The sequence below is a fragment of the Pseudomonas sp. NBRC 111123 genome, assembly GCF_001320205.1.
In the GTDB taxonomy this organism is placed as follows: Bacteria; Pseudomonadota; Gammaproteobacteria; order Pseudomonadales; family Pseudomonadaceae; genus Aquipseudomonas; species Aquipseudomonas putida_J.
The window spans coordinates 70,557-94,477 of sequence record NZ_BCAZ01000008.1; the positions used below are offsets into that span (position 1 = coordinate 70,557).

General features: G+C 57.0%; 18 protein-coding genes. 13 read left to right on the forward strand and 5 right to left on the reverse strand.

Annotated elements, in window-relative coordinates; genetic code table 11:
* Positions 1–67: 67 nt before the first annotated feature.
* From APH27_RS06685 to APH27_RS06700, 4 genes are all read left to right on the forward strand, one after another.
* A complete protein-coding gene (locus APH27_RS06685; RefSeq protein ID WP_371262703.1) occupies positions 68–1,009 on the forward strand; it encodes an HAD family hydrolase in 942 nt (313 codons plus the stop codon).
* A gap of 83 nt (positions 1,010–1,092) precedes the next feature.
* Positions 1,093–2,661 (forward strand): arylsulfatase, encoded by a 1,569-nt coding sequence (locus APH27_RS06690; RefSeq protein ID WP_060484350.1) that lies wholly within the window; start codon positions 1,093–1,095, stop codon positions 2,659–2,661.
* Positions 2,662–2,826: 165 nt separating this feature from the next.
* Complete coding sequence (locus tag APH27_RS06695; protein ID WP_060484351.1) at positions 2,827–5,355, forward strand: fused MFS/spermidine synthase; 2,529 nt, start codon at positions 2,827–2,829, stop codon at positions 5,353–5,355.
* A 42-nt stretch (positions 5,356–5,397) separates the two neighbouring features.
* The gene (locus APH27_RS06700; RefSeq protein ID WP_082435024.1) at positions 5,398–7,029 is read left to right on the forward strand and encodes a mechanosensitive ion channel domain-containing protein; all 1,632 of its coding nucleotides are present in this window, start codon (positions 5,398–5,400) and stop codon (positions 7,027–7,029) included.
* A gap of 142 nt (positions 7,030–7,171) precedes the next feature.
* On the opposite strand, the gene APH27_RS06705 is transcribed toward APH27_RS06700, so the two are convergent.
* The 5 genes from APH27_RS06705 to aspT all read right to left on the reverse strand — a co-directional run bounded on the left by APH27_RS06705 (position 7,172) and on the right by aspT (position 13,098).
* The gene (locus APH27_RS06705; RefSeq protein WP_060484353.1) at positions 7,172–7,768 is read right to left on the reverse strand and encodes a hypothetical protein; all 597 of its coding nucleotides are present in this window, start codon (positions 7,766–7,768) and stop codon (positions 7,172–7,174) included.
* Between the two features lie 208 nt (positions 7,769–7,976).
* Positions 7,977–8,984, reverse strand: coding sequence for an AraC family transcriptional regulator (locus APH27_RS25690; RefSeq protein ID WP_156335859.1), 1,008 nt, complete (start codon positions 8,982–8,984; stop codon positions 7,977–7,979).
* Positions 8,985–9,055: 71 nt separating this feature from the next.
* Positions 9,056–9,724, reverse strand: coding sequence for a DUF3313 domain-containing protein (locus tag APH27_RS06710; RefSeq protein ID WP_060484354.1), 669 nt, complete (start codon positions 9,722–9,724; stop codon positions 9,056–9,058).
* Between the two features lie 37 nt (positions 9,725–9,761).
* Positions 9,762–10,997, reverse strand: a complete 1,236-nt coding sequence (locus APH27_RS06715; protein WP_256250559.1) for an OmpP1/FadL family transporter — start codon at positions 10,995–10,997, stop codon at positions 9,762–9,764.
* A 418-nt stretch (positions 10,998–11,415) separates the two neighbouring features.
* Entirely contained in the window at positions 11,416–13,098 is a 1,683-nt protein-coding gene (gene aspT, locus APH27_RS06720) for an aspartate-alanine antiporter (protein ID WP_060484393.1), read from the reverse strand.
* Positions 13,099–13,290: 192 nt separating this feature from the next.
* Between aspT and APH27_RS06725 the strand changes: the two genes are divergently transcribed.
* The 9 genes from APH27_RS06725 to APH27_RS06765 all read left to right on the forward strand — a co-directional run bounded on the left by APH27_RS06725 (position 13,291) and on the right by APH27_RS06765 (position 23,908).
* Positions 13,291–13,887, forward strand: a complete 597-nt coding sequence (locus APH27_RS06725; RefSeq protein ID WP_060484356.1) for a paraquat-inducible protein A — start codon at positions 13,291–13,293, stop codon at positions 13,885–13,887.
* A complete protein-coding gene (locus APH27_RS06730) occupies positions 13,884–14,528 on the forward strand; it encodes a paraquat-inducible protein A (protein ID WP_060484357.1) in 645 nt (214 codons plus the stop codon). The genes APH27_RS06725 and APH27_RS06730 overlap by 4 nt, the downstream gene beginning before the upstream one ends.
* Entirely contained in the window at positions 14,512–16,149 is a 1,638-nt protein-coding gene (locus APH27_RS06735) for an intermembrane transport protein PqiB (protein ID WP_060484358.1), read from the forward strand. The genes APH27_RS06730 and APH27_RS06735 overlap by 17 nt, the downstream gene beginning before the upstream one ends.
* Before the next feature lie 30 nt (positions 16,150–16,179).
* Complete coding sequence (locus APH27_RS06740; RefSeq protein WP_060484394.1) at positions 16,180–16,722, forward strand: membrane integrity-associated transporter subunit PqiC; 543 nt, start codon at positions 16,180–16,182, stop codon at positions 16,720–16,722.
* A gap of 36 nt (positions 16,723–16,758) precedes the next feature.
* Positions 16,759–18,585, forward strand: a complete 1,827-nt coding sequence (locus APH27_RS06745; RefSeq protein ID WP_060484359.1) for a diguanylate cyclase domain-containing protein — start codon at positions 16,759–16,761, stop codon at positions 18,583–18,585.
* A gap of 25 nt (positions 18,586–18,610) precedes the next feature.
* The gene (locus APH27_RS06750) at positions 18,611–19,444 is read left to right on the forward strand and encodes a hypothetical protein (RefSeq protein ID WP_060484360.1); all 834 of its coding nucleotides are present in this window, start codon (positions 18,611–18,613) and stop codon (positions 19,442–19,444) included.
* Positions 19,445–20,434: 990 nt separating this feature from the next.
* Positions 20,435–21,430, forward strand: a complete 996-nt coding sequence (locus tag APH27_RS06755) for a DNA-binding protein (protein WP_060484361.1) — start codon at positions 20,435–20,437, stop codon at positions 21,428–21,430.
* A gap of 78 nt (positions 21,431–21,508) precedes the next feature.
* The gene (locus APH27_RS06760) at positions 21,509–22,132 is read left to right on the forward strand and encodes a hypothetical protein (protein ID WP_060484362.1); all 624 of its coding nucleotides are present in this window, start codon (positions 21,509–21,511) and stop codon (positions 22,130–22,132) included.
* A gap of 546 nt (positions 22,133–22,678) precedes the next feature.
* Entirely contained in the window at positions 22,679–23,908 is a 1,230-nt protein-coding gene (locus APH27_RS06765) for a Druantia anti-phage system protein DruA (protein ID WP_060484363.1), read from the forward strand.
* The last annotated feature ends 13 nt before the right edge of the window (positions 23,909–23,921 follow it).

Here is a 23,921-nt window from a genome sequence, read left to right on the forward strand (position 1 = left end):
GCGCCATGCCCCGATTCGCAAAGCTTTCGCGCGCACATTATTGTGTGGGCTGTTGATTTTCCCGGTTATGCAGGCACTGGCGGCCGAATCGCTGGCTTCTTGGCGCGAAGGGCAGTCGCGCGAGGCCATCGAGGCATTCGTCAGCGCCGTTACCGAGGTGGGTGGCCCTGAGTACATCGCACCCGCCGAGCGCATTGCGGTGTTCGACAACGACGGCACGTTGTGGAGCGAGCAACCGATGTACTTCGAAGTGCTGTTCGCCATGGATGAAATCAAGCGCCTGGCGCCGCAGCACCCGCAGTGGCGCGAACAGCAACCGTTCAAGGCAGTGCTGGAGAACGATCACCAGGCCCTCGGCGCCCAAGGCATGGACGGTATGATGAAAATCGTGCTGGCGACCCATGCGGGTGTGAGCAGTGAAGATTTCATCGCCCGCAGCCGTAGCTGGCTGGCCAGCGCCCACCACCCGCGTACCGGCAAGCCCTACACCGAAATGGTGTTCCAGCCGATGCTGGAACTGCTGGACTACCTGCGTGACAACGGCTTCAAGACGTACATCGTCTCCGGCGGGGAGGTAGCGTTCATGCGCGCCTTTGCCGAAGAGGTGTATGGCATCCCCCCCGAACAGGTGATCGGCACTACCTTGGGTGCATCGCTCCAGGATAAGCAAGGCACATTGAGCATCCAGCGTTTGCCCAAGCTCGTGCACAACGACGATGGTCCGGGCAAACCGGTCAGCATTGACTCGATCATTGGCCGTCGGCCAGTGCTGGCCTTTGGCAACTCTGACGGTGACTTGCAGATGTTGCAGTGGACTACGGCCGGAAAGGGCAAGCGCTTTGCGGGGCTGGTGCACCATACCGACGCCCACCGCGAGTGGGCGTATGACCGCAAGAGTTCTGTGGGCCGGCTCGACAAGGCCTTGGACCAGGCCCAGGCCAAGGGCTGGACTGTGGTCGACATGGCCAGCGATTGGCGCCGTGTGTACCCCTTTGAAACACCGCAATGATTCGAAAACCAGCCGCAGACGCACGGTAGTTTCCGTGCTAGCAGTCGTGGACGACAGCAGGAAGTGAAACGGAGAGCGTAGCTATGAAGTCCAGTAGAGCTTGGTTGTCAGCGGCCGCCCTCGCGGCCACGGCAACCTTTGGAATGGGGATGGCCAATGCGGCGGACAAGCCGAACATCCTAATCATCTTTGGGGACGACATCGGCCAAACCAACATCAGTGCCTACGGCAAAGGTGTGGTCGGTTACCAGACACCGAACATTGACCGTATCGCCAAAGAAGGCATGATGTTCACCGACTATTACGCGGAAAACAGCTGCACCGCGGGCCGGTCTACCTTCATTACCGGCCAGACGGCGCTGCGCACTGGGTTGTCCAAGGTCGGCATGCCCGGCGTGCCGGTGGGGCTGCAGGCGCGCGATGTGACCATCGCCCAGGCACTCAAGGCCCAGGGCTATGCCACCGGGCAGTTCGGCAAGAACCACTTGGGTGACAAGGACGAATACCTGCCGACCAATCACGGTTTCGACGAGTTCTTCGGTAACCTGTATCACCTGAACGCCGAAGAGGAGCCGGAGCGCCCGTATTGGCCGAAGGATGATACCGATTTCGTCAAGGCCGCCTCACCGCGTGGGGTGATCAAATCCAGCGCCGACGGCAAGATCGAAGACACCGGTGCGCTGAACAAGAAGCGCATGGAAACCATCGACGACGAGACCACTCAGGCAGCCATCAACTTCATCGACAAACAGGTCAAGGCCAACAAACCGTTCTTCGTGTGGATGAACACCACCCGCATGCACGCCTTTACCCACGTGCGCGAGTCTATGAAAGGCCAGAGCGGCATGGTCGGCAACGAGTACGCCGACGGCATGCTGGAACATGATGGCGACGTCGGCAAACTGCTCAAGACCCTCGACGACCTGAAGGTCACCGACAACACCATCGTGGTGTATACCACCGACAACGGGCCGAACCAGTGGTCGTGGCCGGATGCCGCCACCACGCCGTTCCGCAATGAGAAGAACTCCAACTGGGAAGGTGCCTACCGAGTGCCGGCGATCGTCCGCTGGCCAGGCCACGTCAAGGCTGACACCATCTCCAGCCAGCTGATGTCTGGCCTGGACTGGTTCCCAACCCTGCTGGCCGCCGTGGGCGACACCGACATCAAGGACCGCCTGCTCAAGGGCGCCGACCTGGGAGGCAAGAACTTCAAGGTGCACCTGGATGGCTTCAACCAGCTCGACTACATCACCGGCAAAACCGACAAGAGTGCTCGCACCGAGTTCTACTACTTCAACGACGACGGCGACCTGGTGGGCATGCGCTACGGTGACTGGAAGCTGGTGTTCGCCGAGCAACGCGCACCGGGTGGCTTTAAGGTCTGGAGCGAACCGTTCACCCCGCTGCGGGTACCGAAACTGTTCAACCTACGCATGGACCCGTATGAGCGGGCCGATGTGGTATCTGATCAGTACTACGACTGGGTGGCGAAAAACGACTACCTGATCTTCAATGGTGTGCAGAAAGCAGCGAAGTTCCTGCAGACCTTTGTCGATTACCCGCCGAGCCAACGCCCCGCCAGTTTCAGCATCGACCAGATTCGTGCTGACGTGGACAAGAAGATCGAAGAGAAAATGAAAAAGCAGTGAGTAACGCTTCGGGAGCTGAATAGGCAGATTCCTGAACAGCTGGCGTAACTTCTGTGGGAGCGGATTCATCCGCGAGCATCAGCGAAGCTGGTGCCTGGCTCTGCGGTGTCTGATTCGCGGGTAAATCCGCTCCCACAGTCCAATCATCGGACAAGGCATTCACGCATGGCATCATCTGCAGCATCCTCCGCTGTCTCGCATGCACCGCGCACCAATTCTCGACTGCTGCTGGCCCTACCTGCCACGCTGCTGTTCCTCTCCGGCGCTGCCGGCCTCGTTTACCAAGTACTGTGGATCAAACAATTGTCTCTGGTGGTAGGCGTAGAAGTGCACGCCGTGGCCACCGGCATCAGTGCATTTTTCGCCGGGCTCGCTGTAGGCGGGTTGCTGTTCGGGCGCTGGGCTGACCGATTGCAACGCCCGGTACGCTTGTACGTGTTCCTGGAACTGGCCGTGGCGGTGCTGGGGTTGGGCTCCACCCTGGGCCTGGCCCACGCCGCCGGGCCCTTCGCCCGGCTGGAAGCCAGTGCCGGCCTGTTGGCCTGGGTGTTGCCCTTTGTGCTGGTGGGTGTACCCGCGTTGCTCATGGGCGGCACCTTGCCCGTGCTGGTTCGCGCGCTGGCGCCTGCCAGCGGGCAACTGGCGGAGGCGGGCGGTCGTTTGTACGCGGCCAATACCGCAGGCGCCATTGCCGGTACCTTGCTGGCCGCCTTTGTGCTATTGCCGCGCCTTGGCGTGAGCGGCAGCGCCTGCGCCGCAGCCAGTCTGAACCTGCTGGCTGCACTGGGCGCCTGGTTGGCGCGCCGGCGTGACACTGCGTTAACGCCGCCAGCCCAGGCAACCTCAATGCCGCGCTCGGCGCAGGCCCGCCTGGCCATCAGCCTGTACTGCGTGGCCGGGGGCGTGGCGTTGGGCTACGAAGTGGTTTGGAGCCAGTCGATCGTACCGTTCATGAGCACCCGGGCGTTTGCCTTTGCCGTGGTGCTGGCCACCTACCTGGGCGGCCTGCTGGCCGGCAGTGCGCTGTATGCCCGGCGCGCCGACCGCATTCGTGACCCGTGGGGCTTGTTCGGCCTCTTGATCGCCGTCGCCGGCCTGCTTGCAATGCTGCAACTCGCCGGGCTGGGGCGCTGGCTGGTGTTAGCGCAGACCCAGGCCGAATTGTTTGCCCTGCAGCTGACCGGCAGTGAACTGGCCGGCATGTGCGCCCGGTTTGCCGTGGCAGCCCTGTGCATGGTGTTTTTGCCCACCACTTTCCTCGGCGCTGCGTTTCCGCTGGCGTTGCGGCTGGCGGTGGACAGCGGCCACGTGGGCCGGGATGTCGGTGCGGTGGTGGCGCTCAACACCTTGGGCGGTATCGTCGGCGTGCTGCTCACCGGGTTCGTGTTGGTGCCGCACTTGGGCCTGGTGCGTGCCTTGGGTGTACTGGCCAGCGTAGCGGCAGTTGTCGGCCTGGTAGCCGCCTGGCGAGGGCAGGGCGTACGGCGCCCGGCGAGTGTTGCGGTAGGCCTGGTGGCGTTGGCGACCGTGCTGGTAGCGCTGCTGACGCCACCGCAACAATTGGCTGGCCTGCTGCCAGGGGCGCGCAACGGGCAGTTGACTTACTACCATGAGGGCAAGGGCGGCACGGTGGCGGTGGTGACCCAGGGGCGTGAGGGTCAGACCTTCAGCCGGCTTTACATCCAGGGCGTTTCCAATACCGGCGATGCCATGCCGTCACTGCGCTATATGCGGCTGCAGGCTTTACTGCCGTTGTTGATCCACAACGGTGAACCCCGTTCGGCGCTAGTGATCGGGTTTGGCACCGGTATCACCGCAGGGGCGATGTTGCGCTACCCGGGCCTAAACCGTCCGGTGGTGGCCGAACTACTGCCCGAAGTCCTGCAAGCCGCACCTCATTTCAAAGGCAACTACGCCGCCGTTGTCGACCCGCGCTTGGACATTCGCCTGCGCGACGGCCGTCGTGAACTCTTGCGCAGCGAAGAACGATACGACCTGGTGACCCTGGAGCCGCCACCGCCTTCAGCTGCGGGCGTGGTCAATTTGTACTCCCGCGATTTTTACCAATTGGCTGCCGCCCGTTTGCAGCACGGTGGCCTGATGGCGCAATGGCTGCCCCTGCCGACCCAAAACGATGAAGACAGCCGTTCGCTGGTGCGCAGCTTCATTGACGTGTTCCCCCATGCCAGCCTATGGACCACCGAGTTTCACGAAATGCTGCTGATCGGTTCGCTGCAGCCGCTGCAACTGGATGTGCCGCGCATTCGCCAGCGCCTGGCGCAGGTGCCGGTGGCTGAGGCGCTTGCCGAGGTGGGCATCGACTCGCCGCAGGCCTTGCTGGCCACCTGGGTCACCGACCGAGCCGGGTTGCAGCGTTACGCCGCCGATGCCCTGCCGGTGACCGACGATCAGCCGCGCATCGAGTATGCCCCGTGGGTGCGCCCGCGAGAAATCACTCGCGTGCTGCCGACCTTGCTGGCCTTGCGCGTTGCTCCGCCGCTGCAAGGTGGCGAGCCTGGTTTTGCTATTGCTGTGAATGACCAGTGGCGTAGCCTGGCGCGGTTCTACAGCCTCAGCTTGCACGCCTACAACGGGAACCGCCAGGCGTGGGCGAACGAGGCCCGCGAACTGGCGCGCAGCGATGGCAACAACCCTTACTATCGCTGGTTCCTGGGACGCGGCACTGGCCAGTGAAGCGGTGCTATCACTACAGAGTTACCGGCCGGGGAGTGTGCAATGAATCGTTTTCTGACTGTGCTACTCATGCTATGTGCATTGCTACCAGTGGCGGGGCAGGGCAACGACGCGACGGGTAGCGCCACCGACGGCGTGCCGGGCGAGCCGGCCGAATTGCGTATTGCCAACCGCAGCGTGTTCACCTTCAATGCCACGCTGCTCGGCGAGACGCCCGCTGCCCGGGTGCACCGAGCCACGACGGTGATCGAAGACACCTTGCGCGGCACCGATGAGTTGTACGTAAGCATTGACCCGATCCTTAACAGCCACCTGGTGTTGCTGGGCGGGCGCCGAGCGTTCATCGTCGCGCCGCAGGATCTGGGCGTGGAGGGCGGGGATACCCGCTTGGCCGCCGAGAGGGCTGCCGCCACCCTGCGCCAGGTGGTGGATGAAACGCGTGAAGCGCGCAGCCTGCGCTTCTTGCTCAAGGCATTGGGTTTTTCTGCCGCTGCCACACTGTTGTTCGTGGTGCTGATAAAGGGCGCCAACTTTGGCCGGCGCAAGTTGCGCGGGCGCCTCCCACAATTGATGCGAGACCGTGCGCGGCAGATCAAGGTCGGCCACATGCCGCTGTTTGACATGCAGTACGTATACTTCCTGATCGACCGCCTACTGAGGTTAATTTACTGGGCGTTCGTGCTGCTGCTGAGCTACCAGTGGCTGAGCTTCGTGCTGTCCCAATTTCCCTACACCCGGCCGTGGGGAGAGAGCCTCAACCTGCACCTGCTCGACCTGCTGCGGTACTTGGTTACGGGCATCCTGCATGCGATCCCAGGCCTTGCAGTGGCGGTCATGATTTTCTTCATCGCCCGCGGAATAAGCGGTTTCAGCAAGCGTTTGCTGGAGCGCATGGCCCGTCCTGGTACGCTCAAATGGTTGACGGAAGAAACCCTCCAGCCCACCACTCGACTCACGTCATTGGCTATCTGGCTGTTTGCCTTGGTGATGGCCTACCCGTATTTGCCAGGTTCTGGCACCGACGCGTTCAAGGGCCTGTCGGTGCTAGTAGGGCTGATGATTTCGCTGGGTGCCTCCAGCGTGGTCGGGCAGGCGGCAGCGGGGCTGATCCTGACATACTCACGCACACTCAAGGCCGGCGAGTACGTACGGGTAGGCGACAACGAAGGCACGGTGACCGAGGTGGGCATGTTCAACACCACTATACGCACTGGCCTGGGCGAGGTACTGACGTTACCAAACTCAATGATTACTGGATCGGTGACACGCAACTACTCGCGGGTGGTGCAAGGCCAGGGTTACATCGTCGACACCGTGGTGACAATCGGTTATGACACCCCGTGGCGACAGGTGGAGGCGATGCTGCTACAAGCGGCCGAGCGTACTGACGGCATTTTGCAGACCCCGCGACCGCAGGTGTTCCAGACCGGGCTTTCAGATTTCTACCCTGAATATCGCCTGGTAGCGCAGGCGGTTCCGAGTGAGCCACGCCCAAGGGCGGAGCTGCTGAGCCTGCTGCACGCTAATATCCAGGACGTGTTTAATGACTACGGTGTGCAGATCATGTCGCCGCATTACCTAGGCGATCCAGCGAAAGAAAAATGGGTACCTCGCGAGCACTGGTACACCACGCCGGCGCAGGATCCCAGCAGAACCGAAAAGGATATCCAGTGATCTTCAGAACGAGGCGAATATCGAATCACCACAGGCTATTGATGCTGCAGGGTGGGCCTGTCCTGTGGCAGCGGACGCCAAGAAGCTGGTTACTGAGCCAACTGCCTTGAGTCTTTTGCGTATTCGTTCGGTAATCCTCCCGTTAGGTAGGCGTCCGCACATACTCGTTCATCAGGTCCAATGTCCCCCGGCCACCTCGTCTCAGGCAGGCTACTAGCGATAGCCAAGGTACATCGGTTAACGTTACTTGATCATGTGGAAGGGCCCGTACTTCTCCAGCAGTAGTGCCGGCCGGCCCTCCATCAGGCAAATAGATCAATAGCCACTTTTCGTGGCTCTCTAGTACCAAACCAAAGCGGAAGCCTTCACCTTCAGCAATGAGTCCCACTTTAGCGCCTTCCATATTTTCAAGACCGGCAAAGCGGGCTGTTGCATCTTTTATTAGTTGATAGCCAGGAAGGTTGCTCAGAATCCGATCTTCAAGAGCACCTAAAATACGTTCAGCTATTGTGGTTTTTGCGAGTAAGCCCGCGATAAAGCAGATTAGGGCCAGCGCAAGCAAAGCAAGGAGGGTTAAAGAAGTTCCTCCTACAAGGGTGTGGCCTGAGAAGAGAGGCATCACTTTTTGGATCAGTGGCCTCAGAATATGAATCGCCTTTTCTATCAGAATGATAACTATCAGCAGGGGGAGGATAAATAACACGCCGCCCGCAATCGTGGTTTTTACGAATTTGTACATACAGCCTCCACAGAGTTCAAAGCTGTGCTTGGGTACGAATAAGTCGGGCTTGCGCTAGTGCCACGCAAAGACTAGGCTTCAAAGGTCATACCTGAAAGCTCCCTTGGATGCTCCTCCTTTATGCGGCCTCTCGTAGGCCGCTTTTTTATGTGTAATACATTCGTCTTGAATGTTGCCCTGCTAGAGCCTACTACTCGATAGTTTACCGTCATTTCTGGAGCCTAGTCTTGTCACCATGCCGACGTCTGTGCTCCAAGGGTGTCATCTCGAACCAGCGCAAATGAGCACGGCAAAAGGAAGTTGTTCGACGGTAGCCCAACTCGTTTGAAATTTGGCCGACTGAAAGATTAGTTTTCTGAAGCATTTGTTCAGCCTGGCACCGCCGAATCCGGTCTAAGCATTCTTCAAAGTCGATAGCTTCGCTAGCAAGCCGTCGCTGAAGTGTGCGGGGATGTAACTGCAAAGCCAGCGCAACCTGCTCCAGCGTAGAGCGCTGGGATGGTAATAAGATTTTGATATATTCTTCCACTTGTGCTTTCAGTCCGGTTGCGGGGGACGCACGAAGCTCAAGAAAATAACGCACCATTTCATGTAGTTCGGCATCGCGTTTGACGCTTACCTCATTGAGTACGTCAGATGCCATGATGAGGCAATTGTTGCACTGCTCAAAAAAAACCGGGCAGCCAAAATAGGTTGAGTATCTACCTGCATCACCTAGCGGCCGATGTCGAAAACTCAGTGAGAGAGGTTTTAACTTAGTGCCGCGTAATTCGCCAATCAACAACCAGGCAGCTACCACCCATTTCTCGAGGGCATGAGGGCTGAGAGGTTGAGCGGCTTTCGACGGTTCAAATTGCAGTACAGCTTGCCCAGCGCGGTGGTCTAACCGAAAATAGACCAGAGGATCGTAAAGACGCATGTATCGAGTGATTGCCACCAGTGCGTGTCCGACAGTGGGGGCCGAGGTAGCAAGAAATCGTAAAGGCCCGTCTAACGGTGCGCCTTGCATTGTAGGCAGGCCGCAATTCAAATAGGGCAGCCCCAGCGTCTGTACATCGTATTTAAATATCTGTAGGAGCTTACCATTAAAAGACTCGCTTTCGTCATTTCTGCCAAATATTGCCAAAGGATTCTGAGAAAAAGCGACGTCATTGGTTTTACTAAGCCTGGCTCTAGCAGTTAATTTAACATTGTCTTCATCGCGAATGCTTTCCATGGTTTCGCGCCTATAAATTATATCGGTAAATTGAAAACGCCCCATCTGTGTTCTAAATGGGGCGCTTGCGATTATTTCTTGAGCGCTTGGAACGAGCTGACCATGTCCTTGGCCCAGCCATCCAGAACTGCCTTCGCATCCTTGGTCTGCATGACTTGTGATGAGTTGTCCAACTCTGCGCCTGCCCCTTTACGTACGACCTCTGCCACCACTTGGTTGGTTTCGCCATCCAAGAAAGCTGCCTCGGTAGCAATGGATGTATCCTGGTCACGGATGCCAGTGGCCGTACTGATGCCAGCGGCTACCAAGGCAATCGGGATAACTTCATAAGGTCGCAGGCTTTTTGTCTTGGCACTTACAGCGGTGATCGCCGGTCGTACCACCAGAACCCCGGGGCCAGGGCTTGTTGCCAAAGGCAGCGCTTGAGAGAAATGGTTCTTCAGCGTTTGATCGTAGTATTGGGTTATTCCCTGCAGCGTCGATTGCGGAATTTTTTCAGTGGGCTGTGGCTTTGGGTAAAACTGGCTGGGCTCCAGGTACACGCTTGTGTAGCGTTTTGCATCTACTCCCGGTTTGATCCAGCGCATAACCGCCGCCCCTGACGGCGATTTATCTTCCTTTAAGACGCTGTAATCTTTGAGGAAGCCTGAATATTGATCGGCTTCCACATATTTGCTCGCGCAGCCATGCAGCATCAGCGTGGCGAGGCAAAGACTTGCGGCCAATACCTTGGTTTTCATGCAGGATCTCCTTCCTTACGTTAGCGATATCAGTCACTCAGAAACGCCAAGTCGCGCCCCCGCCGATGATGTGTAAAACGCTGTTGTCGTAACTGCCAGACAATGTGGTACCGGATCGGCTCTTGGTCTGGTCAACATCCATGTCGCCCAGCCACAGCAGGGTGTAGGCAAGATGTAAGTCCAGTCCTTCATCTACCGTGTAGTTGACCCCAGTGGCCAACCTCCACGCTTCACCCATTGGGTTGTCGACGGTACGGTCTTCATCATCCACGGCCGAACTGTCGTACCCCAGGCCGACGCTCCAGCGCCATTGCGGATTCGCTTGATACAGGGCGCCGATCGAGGCGTGCCAGGTATCTTTATATTTACGGTCAACGGTACGGCTGGTACCGCCACCGTTGGTGTCGATATCCACGCCGATGTCTCCGAAGTCGCTCCAATCCTGCCAACCAACGCTGCCCAACAGCGTCCATTGGTTACCTAATTCATGAGCAATACTGGCTGTAACCGTTTGTGGGACGTTTAAGTCGAGCTCTAAAGAGTCGACATCCAGACGGCGCAATGCCGCATTGAGCAGCGGGTTATTGATGTCTTTCAGGTGGGGTTTGTCTTCGAACTCCAGTTTGATCTTACTGGTGTACGCCAGGCCGACGCGGGTTTTTGGGTCCACTTGATAAAGCACGCCCAGGTTGACGCCGACACCGACGTCAGTGTCCTTGTATTCCAACTGTCCGTCCGGTCGATCGGCCAGGCCCAGCAGGTTGTTATTGATGGCCATCTCGGTACGGTAGTAGCCGACCATGATGCGTGGTCCGATGCCGATCGACAGGTCATCAGTAAATTTGTAGGCCCATGTCGGTTGCAACGACACCCCGATAACCGCAGCCTCTTGGGTGAAGTAACGGCCTGCCCAGTCGTCGTCGTAATCCAGTGCAAGACCAAAATTTCCATACATACCAAACCCGATGGCCGAGCGTTCATCAATTTGGTGACTGATGAAGAGACTGGCCCCTGGCAGGTACTCAAGCGAGTTGCCCCCTTCGTTGCCATCGAACTGGTTGCTACTGTCACGGGTGAATCGCAAGTCTCCGAGAATGACCTGCGCATTTGCGCTAATTTGCGTGCCCTTGAGCTGGGTAATCCCAGCCGGGTTGCTCATCAGTACACTGGGATCGTTCGCCAAGGCGGCCGAGCCTGCGTTTGCCAGTCCGTTGCCTTCCTGTCCCGCTTCATAAATGAGAATCCCGCCTGCCCAACTGGGGTTGGCATGCATGGCGGCTACGAGAGCGAGTACCGGTACGCAGAGAGGACGCAATTGCACGCCGTGCGCTGAGCCGGCTCGATAAGTTTCCATGGTCGCTGACTCCGAATTGTGAGGCAGGGAGGCTTACCAGGCCTTCGTCCCATTGGACTGGGCGAGGTCTCCATAACTGCCAAGAGCCCTGCCTTCGTCCGCTAACGCCATGCGCTGTACCGTGGCGGTAACTGCCAGCGAAAGATTTCTCACAGCGAAAAAGAGCACGTACTAATGCCTACATTGCTGATCTCCTATCACGACATCGCCATCCATGAATGAGACGCAAAACTCCATGGCTGACTCTAGACACTAGGCGACATCAAACGGCTTTCAAGCAAAAACTCTAAAAAATTCGAAAAGTGCTCCAAAAATCGCAGTTGGTAGCGATTTGATGTCACGCTAGCGATATAATTATCGGTCCGCATACAGCTAGCAAAACGTTGGAAACCGCATAACAGACGGTAAAACCTACCACGGGAGTATTACTGCCTGATTGCTCGATGATCTTGTTCATCGAAGCGGCTTCGGTCTGGGCTCCCGCCAAAGCTCCGAATAAGATCATCGGGTGAAGTCCGAGCACGTAGCGCCCGAAATAGAGCGTCACCAAAGGAGGAATGAGAGTGACTAAGGCGCCTGCTATCACGAGCGCGAGCCCTTGTTCCACGATGGCCGTAAGTGCTGCAGGACCTGCGAGCAGGCCCACAACTGCTCCAAACGCAGTCAGGCCAAATTCGGAGAATGCCCACTGTGCGGCGGGCGGAAGAGCGCCTATTTCTGGGTGTCGCGAGTTGTACCAACCGATCACAAGACCAGTTAGCAGGATGCCGCCTCCAATCCCTAGTTCGACCGGTATCATGCCGATATGGGTCGAAAGCAAGCCGAGCAAAGAGCCAACAACCAAACCCAGAGCGTGGATAGCGATGTCGGTGCGATGGCTTGGTTTCCGTTCACGTCCCAATTGAGCCGCAAGTGCGTCGACGCTAGCGGCGCGCCCTGTCAGGCTGATCAGATCGCCACGACGCAGTACCGTTTCCGGTAAAAGGGGCAATGACAGTCCTTGGCGTGAGATGCCTGTGAGAAAGCATCCCATTCGCTCAGCACCCACCAACACCATTTTGATTTGATGGATAGTACGCCCAGCCATAAGACGATTAGTTAGCACGATGTCGGCGCTGCGTGTAGGGAAAGAGAGACTTAGCGGGTGATCAACTTCAGGCCCGATCCAGCTAGCGAGGTGACCCACCGAGTCGCGTAGCGCGTAGATCCCTAAGATGTCCCCTGGCTGTATAAGCAGTGCCGGACTACGCTCAAAAATTTGCTCTCCCCGAATGACACGTTCAATGCTAAGGGAGGGGTAGCGAGCTTCGAGATCTGCAATCGTATCACCCAACTTTTGAGCGTGATTGAGGCGATGGGCGCGCACCACAATGCGCGTGTAGGGAATGCTGATCGCTTCCTCATGCCTCTCAATACCGAGCTGCCTCTCAAGTTCTTGGGCACTGGCTTTCAGATCCACCCCTAACAGCCGTGGAGCGATGCTTCCGACAAAAACGATCAAACCGACCGTACCGAACACATAGGTAATGGCGTAAGCCACAGCCATGTGACTGTTAAGTTCGTTCTTCGCAGCTGCGTCCAATGGCAATTGGGCGATAGCACTGCTCGCAGTGCCCATGATCGCCGTGTCAGTCAATGCCCCCGCTCCAAGGCCCGCGGTGAAGCCTGCGTCAAAGTCGTAAAGCGCATTCATGGCGAGGATGGTGGCCAATGCGGTGCCGCATAAGATCACTGAGAGCAGGACTAGTTTTAGCGTGCCCCGGTTAAGGCTGCCGAAAAACTCGGGCCCACTCTTGAAACCCACCGCATAGATGAACAAGGCGAAGAACACAGCTTTTAGTTCATGAGGAACTTGCAAGCCGATTTGGCCGATCAGTAGTCCCATCAGCAACGCACCTGCGACGGACCCCAGATGGAAGCTTCCTATCTGCACTCGTCCTAGCAGTATTCCCGACGCAATCGCCAAAAAAACTGCAATCTCAGGATTGGCACGCAAAGCGCCAAGGGCTAGGTCCATCATCACCTTTTCCTCATCCATTCATGATCATTTGATCACTTTTGAGTATTAGCAAAATCCTGCGGCGATACCTCTGGCGATATAGGGGTGTCATCAAATGTGCATCGGTTCTAGCCACGTTCGTGTGCTTTAGTGATGAGGCTGGCGTGCAAAGTGACGCCCATTTGAGCCTTGGACGACAGACGAAATCTCACCATGACTCACCTACATGAACTCATTGTTTGCGAGTACTGCGATGCGGTGTATCACCGTACTCCCTTGCTGCGTCATCAGAGCGCCCGGTGCACCCGTTGCGGGGGAGTGCTGTACCGCCACAATAGCTTGAGTGTGGAGCAGCGCTTGGCTCTGAGCGTAACGGGTGGAGTGTTGTTGATCTTCGCCAACGCTTATCCGGTGATGACCATCAGCATGAAAGGTATTTCTAACTCGGCGACCCTTTGGGACGCTGTGATGGTGCTCAGCTCTGGCAGCATCACGTTCATTGCACTTGTCTTGGCGCTGGCGATCATTTTCGCCCCGATCCTGCAGATTGCCGTGCTGTGCTGGGTTCTTGGTTTCGCTATGCGGGGTCACAGAGCCCCTGGGTTTGCTGGGTGTATGCAGGCGCTAGAGAAATTAAGGCCCTGGAGCATGCTGGAGGTATGCCTGCTCGGTGCCATGGTCGCAGTTATCAAGCTAGCCGGTCTTCTCGATGTGATCCCGGGTATCGGTTTGATCGCACTGGCTGCATTGAGCATGCTGCTGATCTACGTTGCTGGTCGAGACATTCGCGATCTGTGGGGTCAGGTATGAGCGAATCGATTCTGGCTGACGATCTTCATGTCTGTTTATGCCATGGTTGCGGCCAAACTTGTGATCTGCGTGAATCGGCCCATGAGTGTGTTCGATGTGGCGCCCCCTTACACCGTCGCAAAACCAATCCGATTGCGCGTGGCTGGGCATTTCTGTTCGCTGCATTGATCTTTTACATTCCAGCCAACGTGTTGCCAGTCATGCGCACCGAGATGCTTGGGCAAGGTAGTGACAGCACCATTGGCGGTGGTGTGTTGGAGTTCTGGGAAGCAGGAGCCTGGGACATCGCGCTCATCATTTTCATCGCCAGTATTGGCGTGCCGGCCATCAAGTTCTGCTCTTTAGCCCTGTTACTGATCACCGCGCAACGCCGCAGCAGTTGGGCAAGACGCCAGCGCTCCCAATTGTTTCGGTTCGTGGAGCTCATCGGTTACTGGTCAATGCTAGATGTCATGGTGGTGGCCTTGGTAGCAGCACTGGTGCAATTGCACGGCTTGGGGACCATTGAACCGCGTCCAGGCATTCTGTTCTTCGGCATGGTGGTGGTCTTGACCATGTTTTCCGCCATGAGCTTTGACCCCCGTCTTATCTGGGATAGTCCGTCACAACAAGGAGAGCGCAGTGATGGCGCAGGAGACTGAACAACGCAGTGCAGGTCAGGCCCAAGTGCGCACTAGACGTCTCAATTTCTCACTGGTCTGGATTGTGCCCATCCTGGCTCTACTTGTGGGAGCCTCGCTGGTAGTGCGCAACTATCTGGAGAAGGGGCCGGTGATCTCTATTTCCTTCCGCACCGGCGAAGGTCTGGTGGCGCATAAAACTCAGGTACGTTATCGCAGCGTGGTGATAGGCGAGGTATCGTCCGTGGAACTCGCTGATGACCGCAAGAGCGTTGTGGCTAAGGTGGAACTATCTAAAGAGGCCGAGTCGTTCGCCACTCAAGGTGCGAGATATTGGGTGGTCCGCCCGCGTATCGGCGCCGGAGGAGTGTCAGGCGTAGACACCTTGCTGTCTGGAGCCTTCATTGGCGCCGACGCCGGTGAATCCAAAAATCCGGAGAAAACCTTCACTGGCCTGGAATCTCCGCCCCCGGTGACGTATGGAGAAAAGGGGAAGCGCTTTCTTTTGAGCGCTGATGATCTGGGCTCGCTCGATATCGGTTCCTCTATTTACTACCGCCGAATACCTGTCGGAGAGGTTGTTTCGTATGCGCTGAAAGAAGACGGCGAAGGGGTCGACATTGGCGTGTTTGTACAAGCGCCCTACGACGCTTTTGTCACCACGAATACTCGGTTCTGGAATGCAAGCGGCATCGATATGGAGGTGGGAGCCAACGGTTTGAAAGTAGAGACCCAGTCTTTGTCATCCGTGCTCATGGGCGGTTTGGCGTTCGCTGCTCCCGAAAGCTTCAGCCGAGGCGAGCCGGCCGCCGATCAGCAAAGTTTTACGCTCTTTGCAGACCGTGATGCTGCCTTAGCTCCGCCAACAGGCAAGGCGCAATACCTGCGATTACGATTCGATCAGTCTATGCGAGGGCTCTCACCAGGCGCACCGGTGGAATTCAAGGGGGTGGAGTTCGGTAAAGTTACGTCGGTGACTCTGGATTACGATGCGAAAAAGCAGGTCTTTCCAGTCGTGGTCGATGCGGTTATCTATCCGCAACGATTAGGGCCTGTTCACCAGAAGATGCTGCAGGCATTTAATCACACCCCTGAGGATGATGCCGGCGCACGGCGCCTCATTGGTACCTTTGTCGAGCATGGGCTTAGGGCACAGGCTCGCAGTGGAAATCTGATTACCGGGCAGATGTTCATTTCGTTGGATTTCTATCCAGACGCCCCCAAGGTCGAGTTTGACGGCAGTGCACAACCTATTGTCATTCCGACGGTGCCTGGCAGTCTGGAAAAACTGCAAGAGCAGCTGCAGCACGTTGTCGAGCGGCTTGGCAAGCTTCCCTTGGAGAGCATCGCGGGGAATCTGGATGGGACACTCCGCGAAATGCGCAACACCCTGAAACGCGTCGACGGTCAAACGCTACCTGGGGTGACTGCTACCTTGGAGCAGCTACAGAAAACCCTGCGCTCCGCCAATTCAGCGATCGCTGATGATTCTCCGCAGCGTGAGAAACTTGGGGACACATTGCAGGAGCTAGAACGCATGTCCCGTTCGCTACGAGACCTAGCGGACTACCTGGGTCGTCATCCTGAGTCGCTGATCCGCGGCCGACCTAAAGCAGCAGGTGCGGAAAATCTGCAGCGTTGATTGGAACACTCGGCCAAGGAGTTATATATGATGCCCCCTCTATACCGGACCTCGATGGCTTTGTTACTAACGATGGCTGCTGGTTGCAGCAGTACGCCTAACAACTACCACACCCTTGTACCTGCACAGGCGAGCCGGGTCGCAGGGGAGCGGGTTCAGGTTGAGCGGGTGGCCGTACCCCCTCAAGTGGATCGTCCGCAATTGGTGGTGCGACAAGGCGACAGCGGCCTGGTCATTCTTGAAACGGAATGGTGGGGTGCAAACCTCGTTGATGAGTTTGGCAGTGCGCTACAGGACTTACTGGGTGGGCCGGTTGGAGGGGGGCGCAAGGCAATCTTGCGAGTCGACGTACAGCGTTTTGATTCAGTACCTGACCACTATGCCTTGCTCGATGCGGTATGGCGCCTGAAACGACCAGGGTTGGATGAGCTCACGTGCCGCACGACGGTACAAACGCCAGCGCAGAACACCATCGCAAGCTTGGTTAGCGCTCAACAAGCAAACCTGCGCAAGTTTGCTGACGCGGTTCAGGCGAGCGCTACCAACGGCTCTGCCCGTTGCCCGGCAGGTTGAGGCTCAAAAGATGCATGCCGTCTTGGTGAACCGGCCATGAGCCTGCGCAAGAAACTCCTATGTCTGTTTGCGCCGCCCATGCTGTTGGTAATGTTCTTGATGTGGGGGTGGGGGCATAACGTCTTGCTCGGCCGGCTAGACCATGAGGATGAGCAATTGCTCCTGGTCGAAGCTAATCGGTTGAGGGCGATGATGGATGTACTGTTCGAGCGCGAAGTTGACCGGCTAACCAATCTCAGCACTTTTATTCAACGAGCTGGCCCGACGCTTCAACTGGGGGCGTCGGGTTTTGATTTCCTGATCCAAACCCGCTCAGACACGTTCACAGTCCTGCATCCCCTGGACGCTGAACGGGTTTCAAAACTCTCGGAAGTCTATCCAGTGAGCATGGATTTTCAAGCGAGCATAGTTGATCGTCTGGGATCATTGCGCCCGGCTTTGAGCGCAACCCCACGTGCGCAACTGATCACTGTGCAAGACGTTCCGATGCTCCTAGTTAGCGTTGGTTCGCCTTCCGGCTACCTGTTCGGAGGAACGCTGCTCGATGCCGAGCGGGTAGAGCAGTTGCAAAGGCAGCTAGGTGGCGCGCTTATCTGGGCTCCGCCCGGTGACTTCGACCCTGTGATGCTCGGTAGTTCCGACAGCAGTCAGATGAGTCTTTCGAGGCGGCACGTGATGAACGCCGCCCATCACAATGTGGATCTGATTTTTCACGACAGCCTTGGAAACGCACAACTAAGCCTGCGGGTGATACGTGATAGGCACCTCTATCAGGAGGGATTAGCTCAGCTGAATCTTTTTATGGCTTTCCTGACCGCAAGCCTGGTGCTGGCCTGGGTAGCAATCCATCTCGGATTGGAACGATTTCTGCTGCGCCGAATTCGAAAAATGCATGCGGAGCTAGCGACGATCGGACCTGGCAATCCGCACTCCCGTTTACAGGAATGCGGAAAGGATGAGTTAGGCGATTTGGGACGCGAGGCAAACCGGACGTTGGACCGTCTGGAACAAAGTGAGGCACGTGATGCCGCGATTCTTGCAGAGATCCAGGAAGGCTATTTTGAGCTAGATGAAGCCGGTTACCTGCAGTCCATGAATCCTGCCTTTTGTTCCCAAGTGGGTTACCCAGCCGAAACCCTATCGGGGATGGCGTTTGCCACCCTGATGGAAAATGAGGAGGTGCTGGACAGTATTCTGCATCCCCAGCAGCGAGGCGAAAGCCCGGCACTGTCGGCTCGATTGCGACGCGCTGACGGTAGCGTAGGCCATTACCAAGCCCGCATTACCCCAATCGTTGATGGGCAGAAGACCCTCCGCGGATACCGTGGCATTCTGCATGACGTCAGCGCGCACGTGGAATATCAAAATCAGCTTTATGCCATGGCGCACAATGATGCCCTAACAGGCCTGGGCAATCGCAAGGCATTCCACCATTACCTAAGAGAGCTTCTGGGAGGACAACCTCAGCCTTTGACCCTCTTTTTCGTTGACCTGGATCGTTTCAAACAGGTCAACGATACCTTCGGCCATGAAACGGGTGATGAGTTACTCGTGTGTCTCGCACGCCGGTTGGAGAACTCCGTACGAAAGCCGGATCGTGCGTTTCGACTGGGGGGGGATGAGTTCACTCTGCTAGTGCTGGGCGATAACGTCGAGGCTGCTGAACGATTGGCTGCGCGACTGCTCGGTGTTTTGAGTAAACCAGTCCGCATTGGCGAACTGGTCATCGATTTCGTGACACCTAGCATCGGTATTGCAAACTCGCCTCGCCACTCAACGGATCCCGCCGAACTGATCAAAACAGCCGATGCGGCGATGTATGAAGCCAAGCGACACCGTAATCAATATCATCTAGCCCAGTGAGCGCGCAGCGGCGCGCAGATCGCTCATGGAGAGTCTGAAAATGCGGAATCACCAAACGCTCATTGGGTTGTCGCTGCTCGGACTTGTCCCGTTCATCCCTTTCAGTGCAGAGGCAGATGACAATTCTGAACTAGCTAAGAAAGCCCAGAATCCCATCGCGGCCATGTATAGCCTACCCATTCAGTACAACTGGGATCAAAAAATCGGGCCCTCCGGGGACGGAATGCATAGCGTCACCAATATCCAGCCCGTGCTTCCTTTTTCATTGAATTCGGAGTGGAACCTCATTTCCCGAACGATCCTGCCGGTGATTGATCAGCACGGTTTAGTGAGGGGCGGCGGGGCTGACAAATCCGGGATAGGAGATGTTACGCAAAGCTTTTTCTTCTCACCGAAAAAGCCAACGTCAAATGGTTGGATCTGGGGCGCCGGCCCAGCGCTGCTATTTCCGACTGGCAGTGATGATTTGCTCAGCGCAGAACAATGGGCTGCGGGACCTACAGCCGTGGCACTGAAACAATCCAACGGATGGACCCACGGGATGCTGGCTAATCATTTGTGGGGATTGGAGACCGCGCCGGCAGATAACAAAGAAAGAATCAACCATACCTTCCTTCAGCCATTCTTTTCCTATACCAACAGCACATTCACGACATTCGGTATCAACAGCGAGTCGACGTACAATTGGAAGAGCCATGAATGGTCCATTCCAATCAACTTCACAGTCACCCAACTCTTGAAGGTTGGCAACCAGCCCATGACGATCCAAGTCGGACCGCGTTACTGGGTCGAAAGTGCAACCGATGGACCGGAAGGATGGGGAGGGCGGGCTGCTATTACTCTACTGTTTCCTCGCTAGACACAGGTCTGTAAGCATCACAAGTCTGTAGGGGATTCTGTTAACAGGCGTCTGGCTCAGAGTTTTCCCCAACTGGCGCTTCGGACGGGTATGTTGTTGCCTCTGGGTGCCTTACCCGCGGCCGACGACAGAGTTATGCAATTAGGCGTTCGATGCTTAATCGTGCCTTCCTCAGTAAAAAATGGATTAAACCTACGGGAATGGGGTTCGCTTATGAAGTGTTTGGTTTGCGCTGGAATTGCATCTGGACCTACATGCGAAGGCCCTTGGGAGGAGCGGGACTGTCCTGCCTGCGGACGCTACCGTGTAGCCGACGCTCTCATCCTGACATTGATGGAGCAGGGGCAAATATTCGATGTTGAAATGACTCGCAAGTGGCTTGCACAGCAGCGGCGTGATCATCCCGTGCCTTGTATTGAGCCTCACAACGTCTGGCTCGCAGAATAAGCCACTGCAAATTCACCCTGGCCACTCCAAAGAGAGAGCAAGCTTCTTAGCAGTGCCCAGCATCAGGCTCAAGCCTTCAGGTTGCAAATTTAACAAATCATTCCTTCCTCCACATAGCGCTGCATGCCTGTATCCATTCCGTGGCTGCCTCGTGTGATGCAAGGCGTACGTCTCGAACTGTTATCAGTTTCACCACAACCTCTCTGCGCGATCGTCCTCGCGCCGTCCAACCATTAGCACAGGGTCAAATTTCTCAGGGGGCACACTTGTACTCCTGATCGACCGCCGCGGACATAATTGGCATGAAGCCGGCTCGCAATCACTGCTGAGTGACGATGACCGCGCGCTTCTACGCCAGCAGCTACGCGCGCCGTGGTACGACGATTCCTTTGTTTAGACAGTACCCGCCGCAGCAGACTTTTACACAGCTCAATTTAGTTGATGTGTATTTTTTCATACGTTCAACGTACTATATTATTAGATTTAAAAAAATAAGATCGGATAAGATTTAATTATCAGACCTAAATGATTGGAGGGTAGGGGATGGCAGTAGGCGTACCAGAAAACGACGTGTTTGCCGCGGCAGACGCAGTCCTGGCCCGTGGTGAGCGGCCGACGGTGGAGCGGGTACGCTTAGAGTTGGGGCGCGGTAGCCCGGCGCGGGTCGGTGGCTTGCTCGATCAGTGGTGGGAACAGCTGGCCGGGCGCCTGCGCGGCGAAACCCGCCTACCCGGCTTGCCGACGGAAGTGGCGCAAGCCTTCGTGGCCATCTGGCAGCAGGCCACGCTGATGGCGCAAAGTGTCGCCGAGCAGGCTCTGGATGCCCAGCGGCAGGTGCTGGCCGAGGAGCGCGAAGCACTGGGGGCGCTGGAAGCCCGCGCTCGCCTGGAGGTGGTCCAGGCGCAGCAGCAGACCGCTGAGGCCGTCACCACGCGGCAACGCGTGGAAACCCGTCTGGCCGATCTGGAGCAACTGCTGGTTCAGCGCCAGACGCAAATTGACGATCTGCGCGCGCAACGCGACGAGTTGCAGTCGCAGCGTGACGAATTCCATGCGCACCTGGCCGAGGTCCGGCAGCAGTTGCACAACAGTCGGGAGCAGGCCGAGCAGGCGCGGATGGAGCAGCAGCGGTACACCCGCGATGTGGAGGACCGGGCCTATCGCGAGATCGATCGGGTGCGCGAGGAGCACAAGGTGGTCGCGGGACAGCTCAAGGACCTCAATCAGCGCCAGCAAGGCCTTCAGCAAACTCTGCTGGCCGGTCAAATTGAGCTGACCGAAGCGCGCGAACAGAGGGCCATGGCACACACGCAACTTCAAGTTCTGCAGGGTGAGCAGGAGCAGCGGCAACATTTACTGGCCGACTTGACCCAGCGAATCGATGCATTGCAACAGCAGTTGCAACTGGCTCAGCAGGATTTACTCAACGCTCGGGAACAGTCAGCAGCGGCAACGGCCCGAGCGGACGCGCTGGCCCAGCAGATCGGCACCGCCCGCGCGGTGTCGATTAAAAAGCGTACGCCGCGCAAGCCCGCCTGACCGATTGAGCTCCCCAGACAGAGAGTGTGTTTTTTGATTTTACTGGCAGCGGACGACTGCCTTGTTCCAGGAAGCGACATGGACATCAGCACCCTTATCAAAGTCATTGCCGCTGTGGGCGCAATATTAACGGCGGCCAAGGTAATCCACGATTTTTCCCTCGGCGGCCAGGCTCGTCGCCGTGAGGAATACCGCTTCGCCAAAGAGTTTCTCAAAGACCTGTACGTGCCAGAGGGGGGCGACAAACTTCATCCGTTGGCGGTTGAGCGTGGCCTGTATGCGATTGCTGGCACGGCCAGCATTTGCCCGGAAGATGTCGAATATTTGCTGACTCTGACATCGCCGGACCGCGCACTCAAAGATTTTGCGGCATCGCGGGCTTATGTCGAAATTGATCACAAGCTGCAGCGAGTGCAATTCAAAGCCAAATACCGCAGAGGGCTTTCTCGCTCTTTGCGCAAGGTGGGCTGGCTCCTGTGCTATTTCGGCGCTTCGTTTTTAGCGGCCTCGCCGTTACTGCTAGCTGGTCACTTGGACTATCCGTCGCGCTTCATTTGGTTGGCAGTGGTGACCCTGCCTTGCGGTGGTTTGTATGCCTATTTGGCGCTGCGGGATTACATCAGGATTACCCGCTCAGAAACCTTGGTGAAGGATCAGAAAAAGCACCGTTTGACCATACAGGTGTCTCACGCCCAGCGCTAAATGCGCATCCCTCCGAGGGCCAAAATTGGCTCAAGCGCGCATCGCTAGCGGTAGGATGGCCCAGCAGGCCGGTCTGGCTTAGCTGGGCGAAGGATCTTTGCTGATGGCACCCGCGCCTCCGGGCGCCCCCACCACCCGCCATCCATTGAATCAAGTGAAGCGCACGGCCGGCAAGAGATCCTGTTTATCCTCTGCCGCGATGCGATTAAGTTCCGTACAGGCGTCACCGCGGATTGCGATGAGGCTGCATCCTATCGCCCCCATAGTCCTCGCACTCGCTGACACATCGGCTGGGGAGGGCAGACAGAGCTCTACCGGACAGAAGGCCGCAAAATTCACTGTAAATGGCTGGCGTAATGCCACCTTTAAGCTTTAGGCTAGCGCCGGCACGAAAGTTCAGGGAAGAAACGGATGTTCCACCTTTGGCGCCGAGATTTCTCCACAGCTCTGGTTTCCTGCCGCTGCCCAGCGTAGCAACCACGGCAGGCGTCAAATGATGAGCGTCATATTGTTCAAGGCCGCATGACAATGAGCAGGAAGCCGTAGATGCCTCAAGGCAACATCATTATCGCGGGTGTGAACCCGAGGGAAGCAAACCTCAAGCGAAAAGTTCGCGAACACCTGCATACTTTGGGCTTTACCCGAACCGATGAAGGTGCCTTGCGGGCACCTGGGAGTGACAAGGAAGCGATTCGGGTGTTGCATGGTGCCCAGAGGGAAGAACGACTCACTGCCAGCAGTAACTTCGTCGCCCGTGCGGGTGTGAAGCTGATGCAGTATTTCGCCTGCGGCACTGAGGTAATTCCTAAGAAGATTTCGCCTGCGCTGGAACGGGTTTCGTCAGGCACTTGGCAAAGTGACCTGTTCAGGCTGGCATCGCTTTCATGGTCAGTACCCGTATCTAGTGGATTTGGCAGACGCTTGCGCTACCTGGTGTGGGACCAGTCCAACGGTAAGCTGATGGGTATCATTGCCGTGGGCGATCCGGTCTTCAATTTGGGTGTACGTGACAAGTTCATCGGCTGGAACTCGCACGATCGCGGCGCGCGACTGGTCAACATCATGGATGCCTATGTCCTAGGCGCGCTCCCGCCTTACAACACCCTGCTCTGTGGCAAGCTCATCGCCTGCCTGCTTCGCAGCCGTGACCTGTACAACGATTTCGCCCATGCCTATGGGGCATCCACCGGCATTATTTCTCAAGAGGAGAAGCGGGCGCGTCTTATGGCTGTCATCACCACCTCCTCAATGGGGCGATCGTCGGTATACAACCGTTTGAGGCTTGAGGGCACGGAATACCTCAAGTCGATTGGCTACACCGGCGGCTGGGGACATTTCCATATCCCAGACTGGTTGTTTTTGGAGCTCCGTGACTATCTACGCCACATTGATCACACCTACGCCGATCATCACGCCTATGGGCAAGGGCCCAACTGGCGACTTCGAACCACCCGAGCTGCTCTCAAGGCCTTGGGCTTTAAAGATGACTTGATGCGACACGGCATTCAGCGGGAAGTTTTTATCTGCCAGTTGGCAGCTAATGCCAACCAGATCTTGCAGACCGGCAAAGGCAAGCCGGACATCCGTTCCCTCCAAACCGTCAAGCAAATCGCGGGAATGGCTCTGGAGCGCTGGGTAATCCCACGCGCTTCACGCGTGCCGGACTACAGGCGCTGGCGATCATCGGATCTGATTAGCTTGTTTGGTAGCCAAGCGCAGTTGCTCCACCCCAGAATTGAACTCGACCAGGGGCCGGTACGCGCTTTCAGAAATTAAGGCACGAGGGAAC

Coding starts and splice junctions, on each gene's coding strand:
- APH27_RS06685 (WP_371262703.1), top strand. CDS start 68: ATGCAGGCACTGGCGGCCGAATCGCTGGCTTCTTGGCGCGAAGGGCAG.
- APH27_RS06690 (WP_060484350.1), top strand. CDS start 1,093: ATGAAGTCCAGTAGAGCTTGGTTGTCAGCGGCCGCCCTCGCGGCCACG.
- APH27_RS06695 (WP_060484351.1), top strand. CDS start 2,827: ATGGCATCATCTGCAGCATCCTCCGCTGTCTCGCATGCACCGCGCACC.
- APH27_RS06700 (WP_082435024.1), top strand. CDS start 5,398: ATGAATCGTTTTCTGACTGTGCTACTCATGCTATGTGCATTGCTACCA.
- APH27_RS06705 (WP_060484353.1), bottom strand. CDS start 7,768: ATGTACAAATTCGTAAAAACCACGATTGCGGGCGGCGTGTTATTTATC.
- APH27_RS25690 (WP_156335859.1), bottom strand. CDS start 8,984: ATGGAAAGCATTCGCGATGAAGACAATGTTAAATTAACTGCTAGAGCC.
- APH27_RS06710 (WP_060484354.1), bottom strand. CDS start 9,724: ATGAAAACCAAGGTATTGGCCGCAAGTCTTTGCCTCGCCACGCTGATG.
- APH27_RS06715 (WP_256250559.1), bottom strand. CDS start 10,997: ATGCATGCCAACCCCAGTTGGGCAGGCGGGATTCTCATTTATGAAGCG.
- aspT (WP_060484393.1), bottom strand. CDS start 13,098: ATGATGGACCTAGCCCTTGGCGCTTTGCGTGCCAATCCTGAGATTGCA.
- APH27_RS06725 (WP_060484356.1), top strand. CDS start 13,291: ATGACTCACCTACATGAACTCATTGTTTGCGAGTACTGCGATGCGGTG.
- APH27_RS06730 (WP_060484357.1), top strand. CDS start 13,884: ATGAGCGAATCGATTCTGGCTGACGATCTTCATGTCTGTTTATGCCAT.
- APH27_RS06735 (WP_060484358.1), top strand. CDS start 14,512: ATGGCGCAGGAGACTGAACAACGCAGTGCAGGTCAGGCCCAAGTGCGC.
- APH27_RS06740 (WP_060484394.1), top strand. CDS start 16,180: ATGCCCCCTCTATACCGGACCTCGATGGCTTTGTTACTAACGATGGCT.
- APH27_RS06745 (WP_060484359.1), top strand. CDS start 16,759: ATGAGCCTGCGCAAGAAACTCCTATGTCTGTTTGCGCCGCCCATGCTG.
- APH27_RS06750 (WP_060484360.1), top strand. CDS start 18,611: ATGGAGAGTCTGAAAATGCGGAATCACCAAACGCTCATTGGGTTGTCG.
- APH27_RS06755 (WP_060484361.1), top strand. CDS start 20,435: ATGGCAGTAGGCGTACCAGAAAACGACGTGTTTGCCGCGGCAGACGCA.
- APH27_RS06760 (WP_060484362.1), top strand. CDS start 21,509: ATGGACATCAGCACCCTTATCAAAGTCATTGCCGCTGTGGGCGCAATA.
- APH27_RS06765 (WP_060484363.1), top strand. CDS start 22,679: ATGCCTCAAGGCAACATCATTATCGCGGGTGTGAACCCGAGGGAAGCA.